10 protein-coding genes are annotated in these 18,378 nt (G+C 64.5%); all 10 read right to left on the bottom strand.

Features of this window, described 5'->3' with window-relative positions:
• Positions 1-172: 172 nt before the first annotated feature.
• Complete coding sequence (locus BRSPCE3_RS04155; protein WP_244064388.1) at positions 173-2,209, bottom strand: SEL1-like repeat protein; 2,037 nt, start codon at positions 2,207-2,209, stop codon at positions 173-175.
• Positions 2,206-3,552 carry an HlyD family type I secretion periplasmic adaptor subunit gene (locus BRSPCE3_RS04160; protein WP_244064389.1) on the bottom strand — a complete coding sequence of 449 codons (1,347 nt, stop codon included), beginning with the start codon at positions 3,550-3,552 and terminating at the stop codon, positions 2,206-2,208. Before BRSPCE3_RS04160 ends, BRSPCE3_RS04155 begins: the two co-directional genes overlap by 4 nt.
• On the bottom strand, positions 3,542-5,776 hold the full coding sequence (locus BRSPCE3_RS04165; protein ID WP_244064391.1) for a peptidase domain-containing ABC transporter: 2,235 nt from the start codon (positions 5,774-5,776) through the stop codon (positions 3,542-3,544). The genes BRSPCE3_RS04160 and BRSPCE3_RS04165 overlap by 11 nt, the downstream gene beginning before the upstream one ends.
• 193 nt (positions 5,777-5,969) lie before the next feature.
• A complete protein-coding gene (locus tag BRSPCE3_RS04170) occupies positions 5,970-6,584 on the bottom strand; it encodes a class I SAM-dependent methyltransferase (RefSeq protein WP_244064954.1) in 615 nt (204 codons plus the stop codon).
• A gap of 364 nt (positions 6,585-6,948) precedes the next feature.
• Complete coding sequence (locus BRSPCE3_RS04175; RefSeq protein WP_244064392.1) at positions 6,949-8,835, bottom strand: calcium-binding protein; 1,887 nt, start codon at positions 8,833-8,835, stop codon at positions 6,949-6,951.
• A 50-nt stretch (positions 8,836-8,885) separates the two neighbouring features.
• Entirely contained in the window at positions 8,886-10,772 is a 1,887-nt protein-coding gene (locus BRSPCE3_RS04180) for a calcium-binding protein (RefSeq protein ID WP_244064393.1), read from the bottom strand.
• Positions 10,773-11,014: 242 nt separating this feature from the next.
• Positions 11,015-12,142 carry a calcium-binding protein gene (locus tag BRSPCE3_RS04185; RefSeq protein WP_244064394.1) on the bottom strand — a complete coding sequence of 376 codons (1,128 nt, stop codon included), beginning with the start codon at positions 12,140-12,142 and terminating at the stop codon, positions 11,015-11,017.
• Positions 12,143-12,956: 814 nt separating this feature from the next.
• Complete coding sequence (locus BRSPCE3_RS04190; protein WP_244064395.1) at positions 12,957-14,111, bottom strand: glycosyltransferase; 1,155 nt, start codon at positions 14,109-14,111, stop codon at positions 12,957-12,959.
• Positions 14,108-16,099, bottom strand: coding sequence for an alginate lyase family protein (locus BRSPCE3_RS04195; protein WP_244064396.1), 1,992 nt, complete (start codon positions 16,097-16,099; stop codon positions 14,108-14,110). The genes BRSPCE3_RS04190 and BRSPCE3_RS04195 overlap by 4 nt, the downstream gene beginning before the upstream one ends.
• Positions 16,096-18,282 carry a bi-domain-containing oxidoreductase gene (locus tag BRSPCE3_RS04200; protein ID WP_244064397.1) on the bottom strand — a complete coding sequence of 729 codons (2,187 nt, stop codon included), beginning with the start codon at positions 18,280-18,282 and terminating at the stop codon, positions 16,096-16,098. The genes BRSPCE3_RS04195 and BRSPCE3_RS04200 overlap by 4 nt, the downstream gene beginning before the upstream one ends.
• Positions 18,283-18,378: the final 96 nt, after the last annotated feature.

The raw sequence follows: 18,378 nt of genomic DNA on the forward strand, positions 1-18,378 counted from the left end.
ATTTATTCCGTGAACACAACATTAGCGCAATCTCTCTGTCGTCGATATGAAAGCCATTGTTAGTCCTGCCTAGATTGTCACGCGGGCGTGCCCGCTTCCGTGCCTTCGCGCTCAAAAACCAAGCCGTTCACTATCTCTGCTGTTCACGCGACGAGATGTCCGCATTCGACAATCAGCCGATGCTCTCGCCCATCGCTTGCAGACGACGCAGCGCGCCTTCGTTGTTCTTCTGCGCCGCTTGCCGATACCAGTGCAGTGCCTGATCGCGATCCTGCGCGACGCCGTTGCCGGCGCGCAGCGCGTCGCCGATCGCGAGCTGGGCTTCGACCATGCCCTGCTTCGCAGCCGCCTCGAACCACTCGGCGGCTTTCGCCGGATCGGCCTCGCGGCCCTGCCCCCGCCCCAGCATCACGGCGAGGTTGTATTGCGCGGTGGTATGGCCCTGGCGTGCCGCGGCCTCGTACCATGTCACGCCTTGCGCAAGGTCCTGCTCGACGCCCTGCCCGGTGCAATACATAACGGCGAGATTGAACTGCGCCGCGGCGTTGCCGCCATCGGCGGCCTTGACGATCCAGCCGGCGGCGGCCTGCGGATCCTTGAGGCTGCTCTTCGGATCGGAGTACAGCAACGCCAAGGAGTGCTGGGCCTCGGCATGGCCGGCATTGGCCGCACGCTTGAACCATTGCGCTGCGGCCGGAAGATCGACCGCGCCGCCGGACCTTCCCATATGCAGCCCGCCGAGCTGAAACGCCGCGGCGGAATGACCACCTTCAGCGGCGTCGGTGAGCAGCGTGCGCGCCTGCGCGAGCCGCGCTTCGGACGGCTCATCCTGGATCAGAAACAGGGCATAGGCCGTCTTCGCATCGGCGTCGCCGCCGTTCGCCGCCTTGCTGAGCCATTCCGCCGCACGCGCCCGATCGCGCGGCACGCCGTTGCCCGCCGAATAGAGCCGGCCGAGTTGCACGCCCGCGGCGCTGATGCCGCCCTCCGACGCCCGCTCGAACCACTTGATCGCGGTCGCGACATCGCGCGTCACGCCGTTGCCGTTGAGATAGAACACCGCGATGTTATGCGCCGCCGTGGCATGGCCGCTCGCGGCTGCGCGTTCGAACCATTTCGCGGCCTGGCGGATGCTGGGCGGAACGCCGGTGCCGGTCGCATAGAAGCGTCCGGTGAAGAACTGCGCCTGCGCGTCGCCGCGCTCGGCCGCCTTCTCGTACCAATACGCCGCCTCGCGCAGATCGGGTTCGGCGGCGGTGCCGAGCGCATAGAACTCGGCCAGCGCCAGAACCGCCGGCAAGTAGTCTTTCCGCGCCGCCTTGCGCAACGCGGTCTCGGCCTTGTCGAGATCCTTGACTACGCCTTTGCCGGCGAGCCGCAACAGCGCAATGTTGTAGAGCGCGATCGTATCGTCATGCGCGGCGGCACTCTGGAACAGCCGCGCCGCCTCCTCGACATTCTCGGGAAGCCCGGTGGCCTTGAGGCACATGAAGGCAAGCGCAACCTGTGCGCGTACATGACCCTGCTGCGCGGCCTTTTGATACCAGATCGCGGCCTGCGCGAAATCGACGGGAACGCCGCGTCCCTGATAATGCACGTCACCGAGCGCGAATTCTCCGGAGGCCGCGTTCTGCTCCGCCGCGGCCTGGTACCAGCGCAGGGCTGCGGCATGATCCTTCGTGCAGCCCATTCCGTTGGCGTACATGTCGCCGAGGATCGCCTGCGCCTCCGCCTTGCCGGCTTCCGCCGCCACCGACAGCCAGAGGAAGGCGGCGTCGAGATCCTTGGGCACCCCGATTCCGTTCGGGAACACCAGGTCGTGGAGATTGGTCGCCTTGTCGCCGAGCCGCGCCGCGGTGGATTGCCGCCACATCTCGGGTCTGTTCGGTCCGACCGTGGCCTGGACTCCGTTGAGGTAGATCAGGCCGATCTGGAATTGCGCGTCGGTATGTCCCTTCAGGGCGGCGCGCTCATACCACGCGACCGCATCCGGAATGTTGCCGATGACGCCCTCGTTCCGCGCATAGAGCAGCCCGATGCGGTAATCCGCCTCCGGATTGCCCGCGTGCGACGCGAGCCGCCAGAACCGCAACGCCTCGAGATATTGCCGGTTCTCGTATGCCTCCAGTCCCCGTTCAAACTGCGTCGAGTCTGAACGGGACGAGCCGGGTCGGAGCAAGTCGAGAAGGGAACGCGCCGATACCGTCATGGCTCACGCATTGCTTCTTTTGCACTGCGCAGCATGCCGCCGAGCAGATACATCGCCACCGATCGGGTGCCGACATTGACGTCGCCCTGCAGCGTCATGCCGGGAATCAGGCGGAAGTTGTTCGGAACATCCTTGAAGTTGGTCTGGTCGACCGAACAGCGCGCCTTGTAATAGGCGTCAACGGGCTTTCCATCATCGTCGGTGGTGAAGGCGCCTTCGCTGATCCAGCGGATCTTGCCCTGCGCGGTGCCGTGCTCGGCCGCGTTGAAGGCGTCGACCTTCATCGTGCACGGATCGTTCGGCCGAACGAAGCCGACGTCGCGCGACAGGATCTGGATCTCGGCCTCGAGCCGCGTCTTGAGCGGCATCAGCGTGATGAAGGGATCGCCCGGCTTCAACACCGATCCGACCGAGAGCTTGGCAAGGGTCAGGACGACCGATGGCTCGGCAGCCGTCCAGCGGACGAGATCCTGATGCTTGATCGCCTTGTCATACTGTGAGCGGGCCGTATCCAGGCTGTTGCGCGTCGTGACCAGATCCTGGCTCAGCTGCGCGTTCCACTGCTCGGTGAAGGCGTTGCGATCCGCCTTCAGCGACTCCAGCTGATGTTGCGCTTCCAGCAGGGTGTTGTGCGTGTTGTCGATCTGACGCAGCAGCTCCAGGCGGTTATCCTGCGACAGATACAGGTTCAGCTTGGATCCGCTGCCGCTTTCGGCGAGCGTCGAGCGCATGTCCTCGATCTTGCCGGCGATCTCGGCACGCTGACTGTAGCGCTCGTCGTCCTTCTTCGACTTCTGGATCGTCGCCTCGGTCTGACTGATCTTGGAATCGTAACTGTTCACCTGCGCGTGGTACTGCGCGACGCGCTGGTCGTAGAGCGCCTTTTGCAGGGCGTTGTACCTGCTCGCGTCCTGATCGTTGGATTGGCCGAACGACAACGGCTTTCCGGACAATTCGGCCTCGTCGCGGGCGACCTGCGCCTCAAGGCTCGCAATCTGCAGCTTGTACTGCGTGACATCGGCCGCGGTGAAGGTCGAGTCGAGGGTCGCGAGCAGCTGCCCGGTCTCGACCTGCTGGCCTTCCCGAACATCGATCGTCTTGATGATCGAGGCATCCAGCGCCTGCAGCACGTTGATCTGGTCGACGGGAACGATCCTGCCGCCGACGCTCGTGATGACGCGATCGACGCGCGTGAGGCACATGATCGCCACGACACAGACCATGAATGCCGCCAGCACGAACAGCGTCGCGCGGGCCAGCAACGGCTCGGCCGCCTCGCGGATGGCATCGGTTTCGGACTGGAACTGGCGAACGGTCGCGAGCGAAGCTTGATTAGGAGACAAGGGTCGGACTCCTGAAGTTCTTCTCGGTGCGGCCGGCCGGCACAAGGTGCGTATTCTGCTGGTACCAGAGCGAGCTGTAGATGTCGTTCCGTTCCAGCAGCTCGTCGTGGCGACCGATATCGTTGACCACGCCGCGGTTGAGCACGAGAATCGCATCGGCCTTGGTCAGCGACGACAGGCGGTGCGAGATGATGATCAGCGTGCGACCATGCGCGATCCGCGAAATGTTCGCGTTCACGATGGTCTCGCTCTCGGCGTCGAGCGCACTGGTCGCCTCGTCCAAGATCAGGATCGGCGGATTGACGATCAGCGCCCGCGCGATCGCGAGACGCTGCCGCTGACCGCCGGAGAGATTGGTGGATCCCTCGTAGATATAGGTCTCGTAGCCGCGCGGCAGCTTGTCGATGAATTCCTCGGCGCCGGCCAGCCGGGCCGCCCGGACCACGTCGTCGAAGGTCGCATCGGGCTTTGCCGCGGTAATATTCTCGCGGATCGTGCCGCTGAACAGGAAGTTCTCCTGCAGCACCACGCCGACGCTGCGGCGGAGATGGTCGACATCGTATTCGCGAACATCGATACCGTCGACCTTGATCAACCCGCCGTAGTCGGAGTGCAGGCGCTGCAGCAGCCGCGTGATCGTGGTCTTGCCCGAGCCGCTCTTGCCCATCACGCCGAGCGTCGTGCCGAGCGGAATCTCGAAGGAGATATTGTTCAGCGCCGGCGTCACCGCGCCCTTGTACTTGAAGGTGACGCCGGAGAATTCGATATGGCCCTTCAGCGGGACCCTGACGCCATGGCCGGAACGCCCCTCCTCGGGCGGCTGATTGACCAGCCTGCCGACGATCGTCACCGCGGTGCGCGCCTCGTCATACTGGTTGATGAGCTGGGCCATCTGCATCAGCGGTCCGGCCACGCGCTGCGACAGCATCAGGAAGGCAAACAGCGCGCCGACATAGACCGGATCGCCGCTCGACACCGCGAGGTAGACGCCGAACGCGTAGGGCGCGCTCACCGCAAGCCGTTCCAGCGGACGCACCACCGTCTGGATCGCGGTTCCGGTCAGGCCTTCGGCAAGACGCGCCTTGGCGACGCGCGCCACGAGCACGTCCCACATGTGGCGCTGCCGCGTGTCGAGCGCCAGCGACTTGATCGTCCTCATGCCGTTCAGACTCTGGATCAGGAACGCGCCCTGGGCGCCTTCGGCCGCCAGGGTGGCCGAGGACTTCTTCCGGTAGGTCGGCAGCATCAGGATCAGCCAGGTCACGATCACGCCGGCAAAGGCAAGGACCATCAGCGTCATGATCGGACTGAAGAAGAACATGACCGGCAGGAAGAAGAACAGCGTCGTCGAATCGAGAACGGTTCCGAACAACTGCCCGGTCAGGAAGCCGCGAATTCGGAACACCTCGCGGATGTCCCGCGAAATCAGGCCGACGGCGTTCTGTTCGAAGTAGTCGATCGGCAGATTGAGCACCTTCTCGAACACGTAGGTCGACAATTTGACGTCAAGCCGTGCCGTGAGGCGCTGGACCAGGTATTGCCGCAGGAAGGTGAACGCCGCCTCGAACATGATGACCACGAACATGGCGATGCACAGCACGTAGAACGTGTTGTAGGCCTTGTAGAAAATGACCTTGTCCGAGAGCAGCCGCCAGAACATGATCGGCGCCAGGCCCATGAAGCCCAGGATCAGCGCCGCGATCGCGACGTCGCGCAGGATGCGCCGTTCGCGGAACAGCAAGGCAGTGACGAAGCCGAAGCTGAACGGCTGGGTCTCGTCGGAAATCTCGTAGTCGCGCTTGGCCATGACGACGTCGCCCGACCAGATGTCCTCAAAGCGCGGCTGATCGATGATGAGGAGCGCATCCTCGCTGGCGTTCGGATCCTGCAGGACCACCCGGGAGCTGTTTTCGTCGCCCTCGAGGCGCAGCAACACCATATGGCTGCCGTCGCGCAGGCGAACGATCGCCGGCAGCGCCCGCTTGAGATGGCTCAGCCCCTTCCAGTCCAGCGTGACGACCTTTGCCGTCATGCCCGAGGAGTTCGCGCACTTCAAAAGCTCGGGCAGCGTGACCTCCTGGTCGCCCAGGAGATTGTCGTGGATGAGCTGGGAGGTGGTCAGATGCAGACCATGCTGCCGGGCCACGATGACGAGGCAGGCGAGACCCGAGGGTGGCAGCGCCTCCACCGAAGGTGCGCCGACGAGCGAGAGGTGTTTGGTCATGGATGCCTCGAAATTTCGACTGCGCAAGATCCGGTCTCTGGCGACATATAACTTATCACTGTTAGTTCGCTAACGCAGCATTTTCAGTGCGTCGCCCCAAAAGATATGTGCGACGTCAAGCCGAGAAGCCGGTTCCGAACATGTCCGCCGACGATTTAACACGGAACTTTATAACATTGTTTAACATCGACAGTCACGCGTCGGCGGTCACCGTCTCGCGGAAGTCGAAGCCGCAGGCCTCCAGTTGCGGCCGGATCCGCTCCTCCCTGGCCTCCGGCATCAGCGCCAGTGCGCAGACCTCGAAGTTCTCGCTGCGGACCGAGACGGTCGGGAAACCGGCGCTGAGCAGCAGGTTTCCCATCCGCTCGCTCGAAAAGCCGGTCTTGTGCGCCATGTGGTGGCGCCCCTGCTCGATCGCGCCGGAATGCCCGTAGATCATGTCCAATGGCCGGATCGGGCCGGCCGGCGAGACATAGGCGACGGCACCGAGGCCGTGAATCAGCATGTGCTGGGCGACCGCCTCGAGGTCGGGCGACATGACCAGCGCGAAGCCGTCCGGCCTGAGCACCTCGCGGAACTGAACGAATGTGGGGTGAACCTCATGGGCAAAGAGATGCTCCATGACATGGGAGCACCAGATCGCGTCGAACGAGGCCAGCGGGAACAGGCGCGAGAGATCGGTGATCGATCCGACCACGTCCGGGCTCACGCCGCCGTCGACATCGAGCCGAATCTCTTCCCATTCGTGCGATGTCATCAGCGGCTGGATGCGCTTCGTCACCGTCGATCCAGCGCCGGCATTCAGCATTTTCTTCTTGGCCAATTCGAGAGCTCCGCGGGTTCGCGCATTAAGCGGCTGAATTCTTCAGCGATCGTCGTCCTGATCAAAGGCGCTGCGGCCGCGGAAAGCGATCGGCCACAGTTCCCATTGTGTTAATCGAGCACCACGCTTTACAAAAGCTACGTGGTCCGAATGTGACGATCTAACCTCTAACATCCGTCGGCTGACAAGTCTGAAGCGGAACTTGTGATGGAGGTCGGCACGTCCGGGGCGGATCGGCCGACGCGGTTCCGGTCAGCGTGGCCGGATGCAATGAAAAGCACCGCCTCAACCCTGATTGGGTGGTGCCTCGGCCTGGTGAGGTGCCTTCCCTGGTGGGGATCTGGGATCGTTACAATCTGGTCGAGTGACCATCGTTGAAGATCAGGTATTCGATGTTGCTGATCTCAGTCACCTGGCCGTTGCTGAAATTGACGTCGAAAGAACCGTCCTTGCCCGCGGCGATGTCGGTCACGTCGGTCGAGGCATGATCCAGGAAGGTCAGGGAGTCCTTGCTGCCCGCGCCGCCGTCGACGGTGTCGCGGCTGGTGGCGTTGGACAGGTAGAAGTAGTCCTGACCGGAGCCGCCGACCATCGAGGCCGTTCCGGTGGCGGAGCCGACGAACGAGTCAGTGCCGTTGCCGCCGATCAGCGTCTGCGTGCCCGAACCGGCGACCAGCGTGTCGCTGCCGGAGCCGCCATAGAGCGTGTCGCTGCCCGCACCGCCGTAGAGCGAATCATTGCCGTCCCCGCCGTCAAGCGCGGTCGCGTGCGACGCATCGCTGCCGGAGTAGAGGATGTCGTTGCCGCTGCCGCCGTACTCGGCAACAGTCCCGGTGCCGCCGACCAGCAGGTCGTTGCCGGCGCCGCCGTCCAGCGTGTCGGCACCCGCCCCGCCATACAGCGAGTCGTTGCCCGCGCCGCCGTCAAGGATCGTCGCGTGCGACGCATCCGAGTACGAGTAGAGCGCGTCGTTGCCGCCGCCACCGTGTTCCGCAACTGTCCCGCTACCGCCGACCAAAAGGTCGTTGCCGGCACCACCATCCATCGTGTCGGCACCCGCACTGCCGTACAGCGAGTCGTTGCCCGTGCCGCCGTCCAGGATCGTGGCGTGCGATGCATCCGAGTGCGAGTAGATCGCATCGTTGCCGCTGCCGCCATACTCCGCAACGGTCCCGGGCGCGCCGATCAGCAGGTCGTTGCCGGTACCGCCATCCAGCGTGTCGGCCCCGATATCGGCAGGATTATACCCTGCACCGGCAACCAGCGTGTCGTCGCCTGCGCCGCCATCGAGTAACGTCCCGAACGAAAAACCGGCGCCTGACTTGAGAACGTCGTTGCCGCTGCCACCGTACTCCGCAGCAGTGCGGATGCCGCCCTGCATCAGGTCGTCACCGGCGCCGCCATCCAGCGTGTCGGCTTCGCCACTGGCACCCCCCTCCAGCGTGTCGTTGCCGTCACCGCCCGACAGGAACGAGGCGTACCACGCAAACAGATTCGCGTAGAGCAAATCGTCGCCGGCGCCGCCGTAGATCTGATCGCTGTATGTGCCGGCCACCAGCGTGTCATTGCCCGCGCCACCGTCGAGAATCTGGTTGCCGAAACCCGCGCTCAACCAGTCGTCGCCGTCTCCACCATACAGGCTATCATTGCCCCAGCCGCCGAGCAGCTCGTCGTTGCCGCTACCGCCGTAAAGCGCACTGGAAACGCTCGTATCGAACACCGGTCCGCCGGACAGCAGCGTGTCGTCGCCGCTGCCGCCAAACAGTTGCGCTGTGGTCCCGCCCCAAAGCCAGTCGTTGCCGGCGCCGCCGTCCATCGTTTCGTGACCCACGCCGCCACCGTACACCGTGTCGTTGCCGGCGCCGGCAAGAACCATCGTCCCGCGGTTGTTGTTGAAGGTGATTTCGTCGTTGCCGGCGCCGGTCGCGATCAGCACCGGGGCTGCACCATTCACGGTCAGCGTCACATCGCTGTTGGTAGCCTCGATGATCGCCTTCAGCTTGGGATCAAGCTTGATGGTATTGTTGGCGTTGGTTTCGATCAGGACATTGGCGTTCGGATCCGGGTTGCTGATCCCGGCACCCACCTCGACCGGGATCGTCGCGCCGTCATCCGGGCTGGTGTAGCCGATCCCCGCGCCGATGAGATAGTCGAGAATCTGTTGCCGGGTTGCGTGATCGAACGCGGAGCTGAGCGCCGCCTCGAGCTGCGTCTGGTTCAGGTTTTGCGTCACCATCGATGTCGCCTCTGAGTGCAGACCTGAGATCTTGGTTCGGGTTTGGGGTCTTACAGCCTGATCGACTGACCATCGTTGAAGATCAGGTATTCGATGTTGCTGATCTGGGTCACCTGGCCATTGCTGAAGTTGATGTCCAGAGAGCCGTTGTCCTTGCCCGGGGTGATGCCGGTCAGGTCGGCCAGGGCGTGATCCAGGAAGGTCAGCGAGTCCTTGTCGCCGCCACGGCCGTCGATCTTGTCACGGCTGATGGCATCGGACAGGTAGAAGTAATCCTGACCGGAGCCGCCAACCATCGTGGCCGTACCCTTGGCGGAGCCGACGAACGTCGTCCCGTCATTGCCGTCGGCGACCAGCCACTGGTGGCCCGAACCGGCGATCAGCGTATCGTTGCCGGCGCCGCCATACAGCGAGTCGTTGCGGGCGCTGCCATAGAGCACGTCGTTGCCGTCATCGCCAGAAAGCACGGTCGCGCTCAACGCATCGCTGCCCGCGTAGAGCACGTCGTCGCCGCTGCCGCCCTGCTCGGAATAGGTCCCCGTGCCGCCAATCAGCGTGTCGTTGCCGGTGCCGCCAATCAGCGTGTCGCTGTAGTGGCCGGGGCCGCCGGAGAGCGACGAGCCATAGAGCACGTCGTTGCCGTCACCGCCATCAAGCATGGTCCCGTGAAACGCATCGCTGCCGGAGTAGAGCACGTCGTCGCCGGCGCCGCCGTCCAATGTATCGCTACCAGCGCCGCCAACCAGCAGATCGTTGCCGGCGCCGCCATACAGCGTGTCGTTGCCGGCGCCGCCATAGAGCGAGTCGTTGCCGTCATCGCCAGAGAGGATCGAGCCGTGCCCCGTACCGCTGCCCGAGTAGAGCACGTCGTTGTCGCTGCCGCCGTACTCGGCAACGGTCTCGTCGCCGCCAACCAGCAGGTCGTTGCCGGCGTCGCCATACAGCGTTTCGGTACCAGCAAAGACACCACCAACCAGCGTGTCGTCGCCCGCACCGCCGTCGAGCACGACCTCCAACACGTCACGCGAGCCTGAATAGAGAATGTCGTTCCCGCTGCCACCGTACTCCGCAACAGTGCCGGAGCTGCCAACCAGCACGTCGTTGCCGTCGCCGCCATCCATTGTGTTGGCAGCGGCACTCGCAGCGCCATACAGCGTGTCGTTGCCGTCGCCGCCCGACAGCAGCATCATCAAGCCTGGAAGCAGTTGCACACCCGCGTAGAGCACGTCATCGCCGGCGCCGCCGTAGAGCTCTTCGCCGAAACCGCCGACGCCGAGGAAGTATTGGCCTCCGACGAGGGTGTCATTCCCCGGGCCGCCGTCGAGAACCTCGTGGTTATAACCCGGCCCCGCGCTCAACCAGTCGTCACCGTCGCCGCCATACAGACTATCGTCGCCCCAACCAGCAATCAGGGTGTCGTTTCCGGTGCCGCCGTCAAGCGTGCTGCGTTTGCTGTCATACGTGCTGCCCGACACCAGCACGTCGTCGCCGCTACCGCCACATAGTTCGGAAGAGCCACCACCGAACACGGTGTCGTTGCCAACGCCGGCAAAAACCGTCGTATCACCGATGAAATCCGTACCCGTGCTGCTGACGAACGAGACATAGTCGTTTCCGGCGCCGGTCGCGACCAGCACCGGGCCGCTGCCGATCACGCTCAGCGTCACGTCGCTGTTGGTGGCTTCGATGATCGCCTTCAGGTTGGCGCCGACGTGAACAGTATTATTGGCGTTGATCTCGATCAGAACATTGGCGGCCGGATCCGGGCTGCTGATCGCGGCGCCCACCTCGACCGGGATTGTCGCGCCGTCGTCCGGGCTGGTGTAGCCGATCCCCGCGCTGATCAGATAGTCGAGAATCTGTTGCCGGGTTGCCTGATCGATCGTGGCGCTGAGCGCAGCCATGAGCTGCGTCTGGTTCAGGCTTTGCGTCACCATCGATCGAGCCCCTGCTTCGATGCGCTACATCATCGCCAAGCAAATATTCAAATGATCTCGATGATTCACAATTGGAGCAGGTTGCAACGCTGCGAGACTATCAGACAGCATTCAAGAACACCACCTGTAATCGTAAAAAAGCGCCGCCTCAACCTGGTTGAGGCGGCGCCTTCGCTTAGTGCGGACCTTGTCTAGTGCAGGCCTGGCTCAGTGCAGACCTAGCTTAGTGCAGACCTGGGGCCTTACAGCTTGGTCGAGTGACCATCGTTGAAGATCAGGTATTCGATGTTGCTGATCTGCGTCACCTGGCCATTGCTGAAGTTGACGTCCAGGGAACCGTCCTTGCCTGCGCTGATGCCCGTCACATCGGTCGAGGCATGATCGAGGAAGGTCAGCGAATCCTTGTTGCCGGCGCCGCCGTCGATGGTGTCGCTGCTGTTGGCGTTGTTCAGGTAGAAATAGTCCTGACCATTGCCGCCGACCATCGAAGCCGTACCGGTCGCAGAGCCGACGAACGAGTCGTTGCCGTTGCCGCCGATCAGCGTCTGCGTGCCCGAGCCGGCGACCAGCGTGTCGCTGCCAGAGCCGCCATACAGCGTGTCGTTGCCGGCGCCGCCGTAGAGCGAGTCGTTGCCGTTGCCGCCATAGAGCGCGGTGGCGTGCGACGCATCGCTGCCCGAGTAGAGGATGTCGTTGCCGTTGCCGCCATACTCCGCAACAGTGCCGGTGCCGCCAACCAGCAGGTCGTTGCCGTTGCCGCCATTCAGCGTATCGGCGCCCGCACCGCCATACAGCGAGTCGTTGCCGGCACCACCGTTCAGGACCGAGCCGTGCGACGCATCCGAGTTCGAATAGAGCGCGTCGTTGCCGGTGCCGCCGCTGAGCAGATTGTTGCCCGTACCGCCAACCAGCACGTCGTTGCCGCTACCGCCGACCAGGTCGGACGAGGTACCGCCGTAGAGCGTGTCGTCGCCGGAGCCGCCGAGCAGCGTGTCGGCGCCAGTGCCGACCAGCAGATCGTTGCCAGTGCCGCCGTCCAGCGTGCTGTGACCGGAAGCGTTGTCGATCAGCACGTCGTTGCCGGCACCGCCGCTGAGCGAGTCGTGACCCGCGCCACCGAAGATCGTGTCATTGCCGGCGCCGGCGAGAACCGTCGTATCACCGGTGTTGTTGATGAAGACCTGATCGTTGCCGGAGCCGGTCGCGACCAGCACCGGGGTGCTGCCGTTGACCGACAGCGTCACGTCGCTGTTGGTGGCTTCGATGATCGCCTTCAGGTTGGCGTCAGTGTTAACAGTGTTATTGGCGTTGGTTTCGATGAGAACATTGGCAGACGGATCCGGGTTGGAAATGCCGGCACCCACCTGCACCGGAATCTCCGTTCCGTCATCCGGGCTAGTGTATCCGACCCCTGCGTTGATCAGATAGTCAAGAATCTGTTGCTGGGTCGCGTGATCGATCGTTCCGTTGATCGCGTGTTTGAGGTCGGTTTGGTCTAGATTGTAAGTCGCCATCGATGTAGCCCCTGCTTGGGATACGAGGATTCAAGCCGCTCGCCCACACGTAAACTGTTGATTCACAACTGGTTTGTTGCGACGCAGCTCAAATGTGGACACACGTTACGAACTTGTTAAGTCCATTGTTAAGAGCGCAATGCCGAAGTGTCAATCAGCAATGTGCCATTAACGTCTGGTTCCACGTGATTTATGTGAGACTTAGCGGGATTTTGGATACCGGCTAACATTCAGCGCAGGCAATTCACAAATGTTAGCCGCGGCGCAAAAAACGGTAGTGATTATACGGGGTTTCGCCGGGTCCCCCGATCGCGTCAGAGCGCCGAATTTCGCAGCGGTTGCGCGCGCTTCGACGCGATTTTCTGATCTGAGAAAATATTTCTGTGCCGTCAGGGCGCTTTTCCAAAAAAGCGTCAAACTTCGCAACCGGCCGGCAGCCCGGCCGGTGTTATGACAGGTTCTGGTTGCAGAGGACGGGGCCCAGGCGCGCGAAAATGGGGAATCAAACGCAGAATCAGGTCAATCCGGCCGCCCCCCGGCCGGCCTGGCCTGGCGCCGGATCGGATGACGATATAACAAATTAACATCAGATTTGCCGCGATTTGTTAGTGGCGAGGCTGCGGCAGCGCGGGACGGAACGCGATCACAGGCAAGCGTCGCTCCGCGGTGATCATCCGCCAGCCGCCCGCGCGTAGACCGCCTCGAGCAGCCGGAGGTTCTCATCCGGCGCATAGCGTTCGAGATAAGCGGCCCGTGCGGCCCGTCCCCACGCTGCGGCGAGGTCTGCGGCCCCCAGAACCTCGGCGATCCGGTCTCGCAGCGCGGCCGCATCGCCCGGTGCTACCAGCGCCCCGGTCTTGCCGGCGGTCACCACCTCGGCAAGTCCGCCGATCTGGGACGCGATCACCGGGGTGGCCTGCGCGAAGGCTTCGACCACGACCATCGGAAATCCCTCGTACCAGAGCGACGGCACGACCAGCGCCCGGGCATTCGCCATTTCCCGCAGCACCTCCGCGCGCGAGAGCGCGCCAAGGAAGGTCACATTGCCGGGCGCCCGGGCCTCGAGCGCGGCGCGCTCCGGCCCCTCGCCCGCGATCCGCAACGGCATGCCGGTCCCGGCAACCGCCTCGAGCAGCACGCCGACGCCCTTCTCGCGGCTCAGCCGGCCGACGTAAAGCAGCCCGGCACGTGGCGTCGCCGGATCGGGCGCCCCCGGATCGGTCATGAAGTTCGGCTTCACGTCGATCCGGCCTGCGTCGAAGCCGGCCTGCGCGAACAGGGTCTTGGCAAATTGCGTCAGCGCGATCAGGCGCAAACCGGGACGGGTCCAGGTGCCGCGGCGCTGGTGCTGCGCGATCATGTAGGCCGAGGCCATCGAGCCCGGAAGCGATCCGCGGTAGCAGCGGTGCACGACGCCCCAGAGATGGCCGCGGTCCAGGCACTGGTGGCAGATGCGGCCGTCGCGCAGCAGCATGCCGCCGGTGCAGATGGTGCGATAATTGTGCAGCGTCGCCACCGCGGGCACGCGCTTCTGGCGGCACAGATCGAACACCGCGGGCGACAGCAGCGGGAAGAAATTGTGGACGTGCACGACATCGGGACGAAAGCGGTCGATCGCATCCGCCATGACCCGCCTGCCCTCCGCATTGTCGGCGATCGACAGCGTGGTCGCGATCCGCGCGGCGAACGAATTGATCGCCTCGTTGCTGACCGTGAGAGTTTCCACGCAGTGTCCCGCGCCGCGCAGCAGGTCGACCTCGGCTTCGAACACGACGTCCTCGCCGCCGCGTCCCTGATAGCGGTTGTGCGCGACCAGAATCCTCATGACCGGCGCGCCGGGTCCGAGAACCAGCGCAGCTCCGTCACCAGACTTTGGCCGGCGGCGAGCGTGCCGGAGCCGATCAGCGTCGTTGCCGGCAGCTTGAGATCGAACGACGGCGAATACCAGCCGGCCGGCATGGTCTCGTCACCGCGGTACGACATCCAGTCGAGCGCGTCCGGCAGATCGAGCTCGCCGCGGCCGCCCGGCCATGCGAGCTGCGCGGTGTGCCCTTCGAGCTTGCATTCGACATCGGGACCGAGATGCCAGCTGAGGCGCGCCGGCGCCGCGAGTCCTTCACCTCCAAGCACAATATCGGTGACGACGAGCCGCGCCGCCTGGCGTTGCAATTGCACCGCGCGGCGATGCACGAGACCGGCTTCATCCTGATATCCCGCGTGCTCCGCGACCCAGTTCGCGTCCGCCTCACGATCGTCCAGACCGCTCGCTGCGATCAGCCGGCTCGGCGCATGCCGCGTCCAGAGGAAAGGCCCGCCCGAGGTCGACTGGTCGCGCCCGAACAGGCAGAGCGTGTTGTGCGCCAGCGTGGAACGGAAATAGGCGCGCCATCGCGGATCGCCGTGGTAGCAATAGGTGCCGGGGTCAGCCAGGATATCGACGCCGCCGATCCTGCATTCGAGCGACAATGCATCCGCATGGGCATGCGCCGCAATGCGGCCGAAGCCGTGCGGGCCATGATCGCAGCGGCACCACACCGCCTTGCCGGCATCGACGAGAAAGGTCTGCCCGGCCTCGTCAAGCAGATGCGGACGCCGCTGCGGACGCGCGGCAATCGCACGCGCCTTGATGCCGTCGGTCAGAACGAACGTACGCAGATCCGGCTCCGGCAATGTGGGCCACCATGGCAAATCGCCGAACAGCCGCGCGCCGGTAGCGAGCAGCCCGAGCCAGCGATTGCCGGCGTGATCGTCGAGCAGCAGGCCGATGCCGTCGTCGCCATCGCCCTGCCGCGGCGGATGGGCGCGATCATCCAGCATCGCGGCAATGACGTCGTTCATGCGGCACATCGTGGTCCAGACCGCATCGTCAAGCGGATGCCCCGATGCCTCGCCCTGCACCGCGGCCGCGAGCAGGAGCTCGAGGACGAAGCCGTGATAATCGGTTGCGAGCTCGGCGTTGCTGCCGCAGGCCAGCGTCTGCGCAACGGCTTCGTGCGCGAGCGTGCCGGCGGATTGCTGGCGCCATTGCGCGCTGTCGCGGAAAAAGGGAAACGCACAGGCCGCGACGAACTGCCCGGCCGCCTCCGCGATGATGTGGTTGTTGGCCGACGAACCACGGCTCGGAAACTGCGACAGCCAGTATTGATGCGCATAGAGCTGGGTCAGGAACAGCTCGTTGTCCTCGAACAGCGCGGCCGCGCCGGGCCAGTTCTGCATCAGCTGGCGTATCCAGGTCCAGGAAATCAGCCGGACGCCGAGCTCAATGCCGCTGATCCAGTGCGGGCCGCGCGGAAATGGATTTTCGCGCCACCAGCTTGTGAGGTGCTCGGCCACGCGCCTCGCGTAGCGCTCGTCCGAAGTCAGGTAGTACGCGGCCGCGAGCACCGTGAGATGGTGGTGACGCGACGGCTCCCAGATGTATTTGATGTTTCCGACCGCGGCCTCGTCGCGATACGGCACCGCAAACGCGTAGATATCGGCGGGCGCCCGCTTGCCGCTCCTGATATCGACGAACCAGTCCGGCCGCTCGCCCAGGGCGCCATGATCTCCGGCAAAGATCCGCCAATGCCCGGCAAGGATCTGATCCGCGCTCCGGATCACCCGCTCGGCGGCTTGTCGAGGCGCGTCGGCCGGCGAACGCAGCGGCTTCAGGCGCGGCTGACGCGGGCCTGGAGCGAGGCCGGCCGCAGCGTGTCGTGCGATATCGGGCGGCGTGATGCGCCAGAGCAGGCGCAGCAGCTGGTCGTTCACCCGTCCGGCAAGCTCGGACGGCTCCATGCGCCGCAGCCTGCGCAGATACCAGGCCGGATTCATCTCAACGCAGTCGCGGCGCGCGCGACGCCCTGCTCTGCGGTGACGAGCGTCAGATCGACCGGCATCCCGGCGGCCGCACTCTCCTGGACCGCGAGCGTCGCGCGGGTGGTCGCAAGCAGCGAGTCGAGCGCGATCGGCATCGCGGCGCCCGATGCCACCGCCGCGATGAAAGCATCCAGCATCGGCCGCTGCCCCTTGTCGAGCCGCGCGGTCTTCGCCGTCCGCTGTCCGGCGTGCCAGACCTCGAAGCCCGAGAAATTGTCGAAGGCGGCAAAGCCGGTGCCCGCCGATATTTCGAGCGCTTCCTTCGGCACCCGCGGATCGCCGCCGGTGAGATAGCTGAGGCTCGCGACCGAACCATCGGCGAAGTCGAAGGTGGCGACGAGATTGTCGACATCCTTGCCCGCGGCGCTCGCGGAGATCCGCACTGGCTCGGCGCCGAGCCACCAGGACAACACGTCGATGAAATGGCCGCCTTCGCCGACGAAGCGGCTGCCTTCGCTCTCCGCCTGCAGATACCAGGATGATTTCTCCAGCGGGCCTGCGATGACGCGATATTGCAGGGTCTGCGGCCCCGCCGGCGCGAATGCCGCGCGCATGCCCTGCAGCAGCGGCGAAAAGCGGCGGTTGAAGCCGACCATCAGCCTGTTGTTGCCGGTCTCGCGGATGGTCTGCTCCAATTGATCCAGCGAGCCTGTGTCGATCGCCAGCGGCTTTTCGACGAACACGGCTTTGCCGGCGCGCAGCGCTTGCGCGGCGAGGTCGGCATGGGAAGCATGGCGCGTCGCGATCAGCACGGCATCGATGTCGTCGGCTGCGAGCACCGAGGCCGCATCGGTCGAGGCGCGGGCGAAGCCGAACTTGCGCACCGCGGTCGCACCGCTCAGGCCGGTATTGGTGACGACCTCAACGAGATCGACGCGCGCGTGATTTGCAAGCTGCGGCAACAACATGCTGGAGGCATAATTGCCGGCGCCGATGACGCCGAGCCGCACCCTGCCGCTGCGCAGGGCAACCGCCGGACGATAGGTCATCTGCATCGCGCGGGGAGCGGCGTCCGGATAGGTGAACACCATGCCGAGGCCGACTTCGCCCCGGCTCATGCGCTCGAACGCCGACGTCGCCTGCTCCAGCGGCACGGTTTCGGAGATCAGCGACGAAAAATCCAGCCGTCCGTCGGCCAGCAGCGCGACGATGGCTTCCATGTTGCGCCTCTCGGTCCAGCGCACATGGCCGATCGGATAATCGATGCCGCCCTCCTCGTAGAGCGGGTCGTAGCGGCCGGGGCCATAGGAGCGCGAGAACCGAACGTCGAGCTCCTTGTCGTAGAATTCGTTCCACGGCAGGTTCAACGTGCACTTGCCGATGTCGACGATGCGGCCGCGATCGCGCAGCAACGCGGCCGCACGCGAGGCGAGATCGGGATCGTCGCTGCCCGCCGTGATGAACACACAGTCGACACCGTTGCCCGCGGTCAGTTGATCGATCCGGGCACGAAATTCGGCCGCGGCGTCATCCGATGCGACCGCACAGAGCGCGGCACCCGCAGACTCGGCCTGACGACAGCGCGCCTCCAGCCTGTCGAGCCCCGTGACCACGACGCCGGCGCTGCGCAGCAGCCGCACCATGATCTGGCCGATCAGGCCGAGGCCGATTACGCAGGCAGTCTCGCCGAAACGGATTTCCGACTGGCGCAGCGCCTGCAGCGCGATCGAGGCGATGGTGGTGAAGGCGGCCTGGTCGAGCGCAGCACCGTCCGGCAACGGCACGCAGAGGTTCACCGGCACCCAATTATATTCAGCGTGGGTTGCATATTGATTGCCGCCGCAGCAGACCCGCTGTCCGATCGAGAAGCCGCCGACGCCCTCGCCGACTTCCACGACGGTGCCGGACAGCGAGTAACCGAGCGGTGTGTAGGAATCGAGACGGTTCATCACCTTCTGATAGGTCGCAAGCAAGCCTTGCTGACGGACCGAACGCACCACCTTGGCGACCTGGTCGGGGCGCGCACGCGCCTTGCCGAGCAGCGACAGGCGGCCTTCGGTGAACTTCATCATCTCGGTGCCGGTCGACACCGCCGAGAACGCGGTGCGCACCAGGACCCCGCCGGGGCGACAGCGCGGCGCCGGCACATCGATCAGCTTGAGCTCGCCGCTCTTATAGTTCTGCGCGATCTGCTTCACAGTCGGTCAAACGCCTCACGTTAACAGCACCTTGTATCGCGCTTGCCGCCCATAATGAAGGCAAGAACATCATCAAAGTTAGCTCATCGCCGACGA

Source organism: Bradyrhizobium sp. Ce-3, from assembly GCF_022835695.1.
In the GTDB taxonomy this organism is placed as follows: Bacteria; Pseudomonadota; Alphaproteobacteria; order Rhizobiales; family Xanthobacteraceae; genus Bradyrhizobium.

Coding starts and splice junctions, on each gene's coding strand:
- BRSPCE3_RS04155 (WP_244064388.1), bottom strand. CDS start 2,209: ATGACGGTATCGGCGCGTTCCCTTCTCGACTTGCTCCGACCCGGCTCG.
- BRSPCE3_RS04165 (WP_244064391.1), bottom strand. CDS start 5,776: ATGACCAAACACCTCTCGCTCGTCGGCGCACCTTCGGTGGAGGCGCTG.
- BRSPCE3_RS04190 (WP_244064395.1), bottom strand. CDS start 14,111: ATGAGGATTCTGGTCGCGCACAACCGCTATCAGGGACGCGGCGGCGAG.
- BRSPCE3_RS04170 (WP_244064954.1), bottom strand. CDS start 6,584: ATGCTGAATGCCGGCGCTGGATCGACGGTGACGAAGCGCATCCAGCCG.
- BRSPCE3_RS04175 (WP_244064392.1), bottom strand. CDS start 8,835: ATGGTGACGCAAAACCTGAACCAGACGCAGCTCGAGGCGGCGCTCAGC.
- BRSPCE3_RS04180 (WP_244064393.1), bottom strand. CDS start 10,772: ATGGTGACGCAAAGCCTGAACCAGACGCAGCTCATGGCTGCGCTCAGC.
- BRSPCE3_RS04195 (WP_244064396.1), bottom strand. CDS start 16,099: ATGAATCCGGCCTGGTATCTGCGCAGGCTGCGGCGCATGGAGCCGTCC.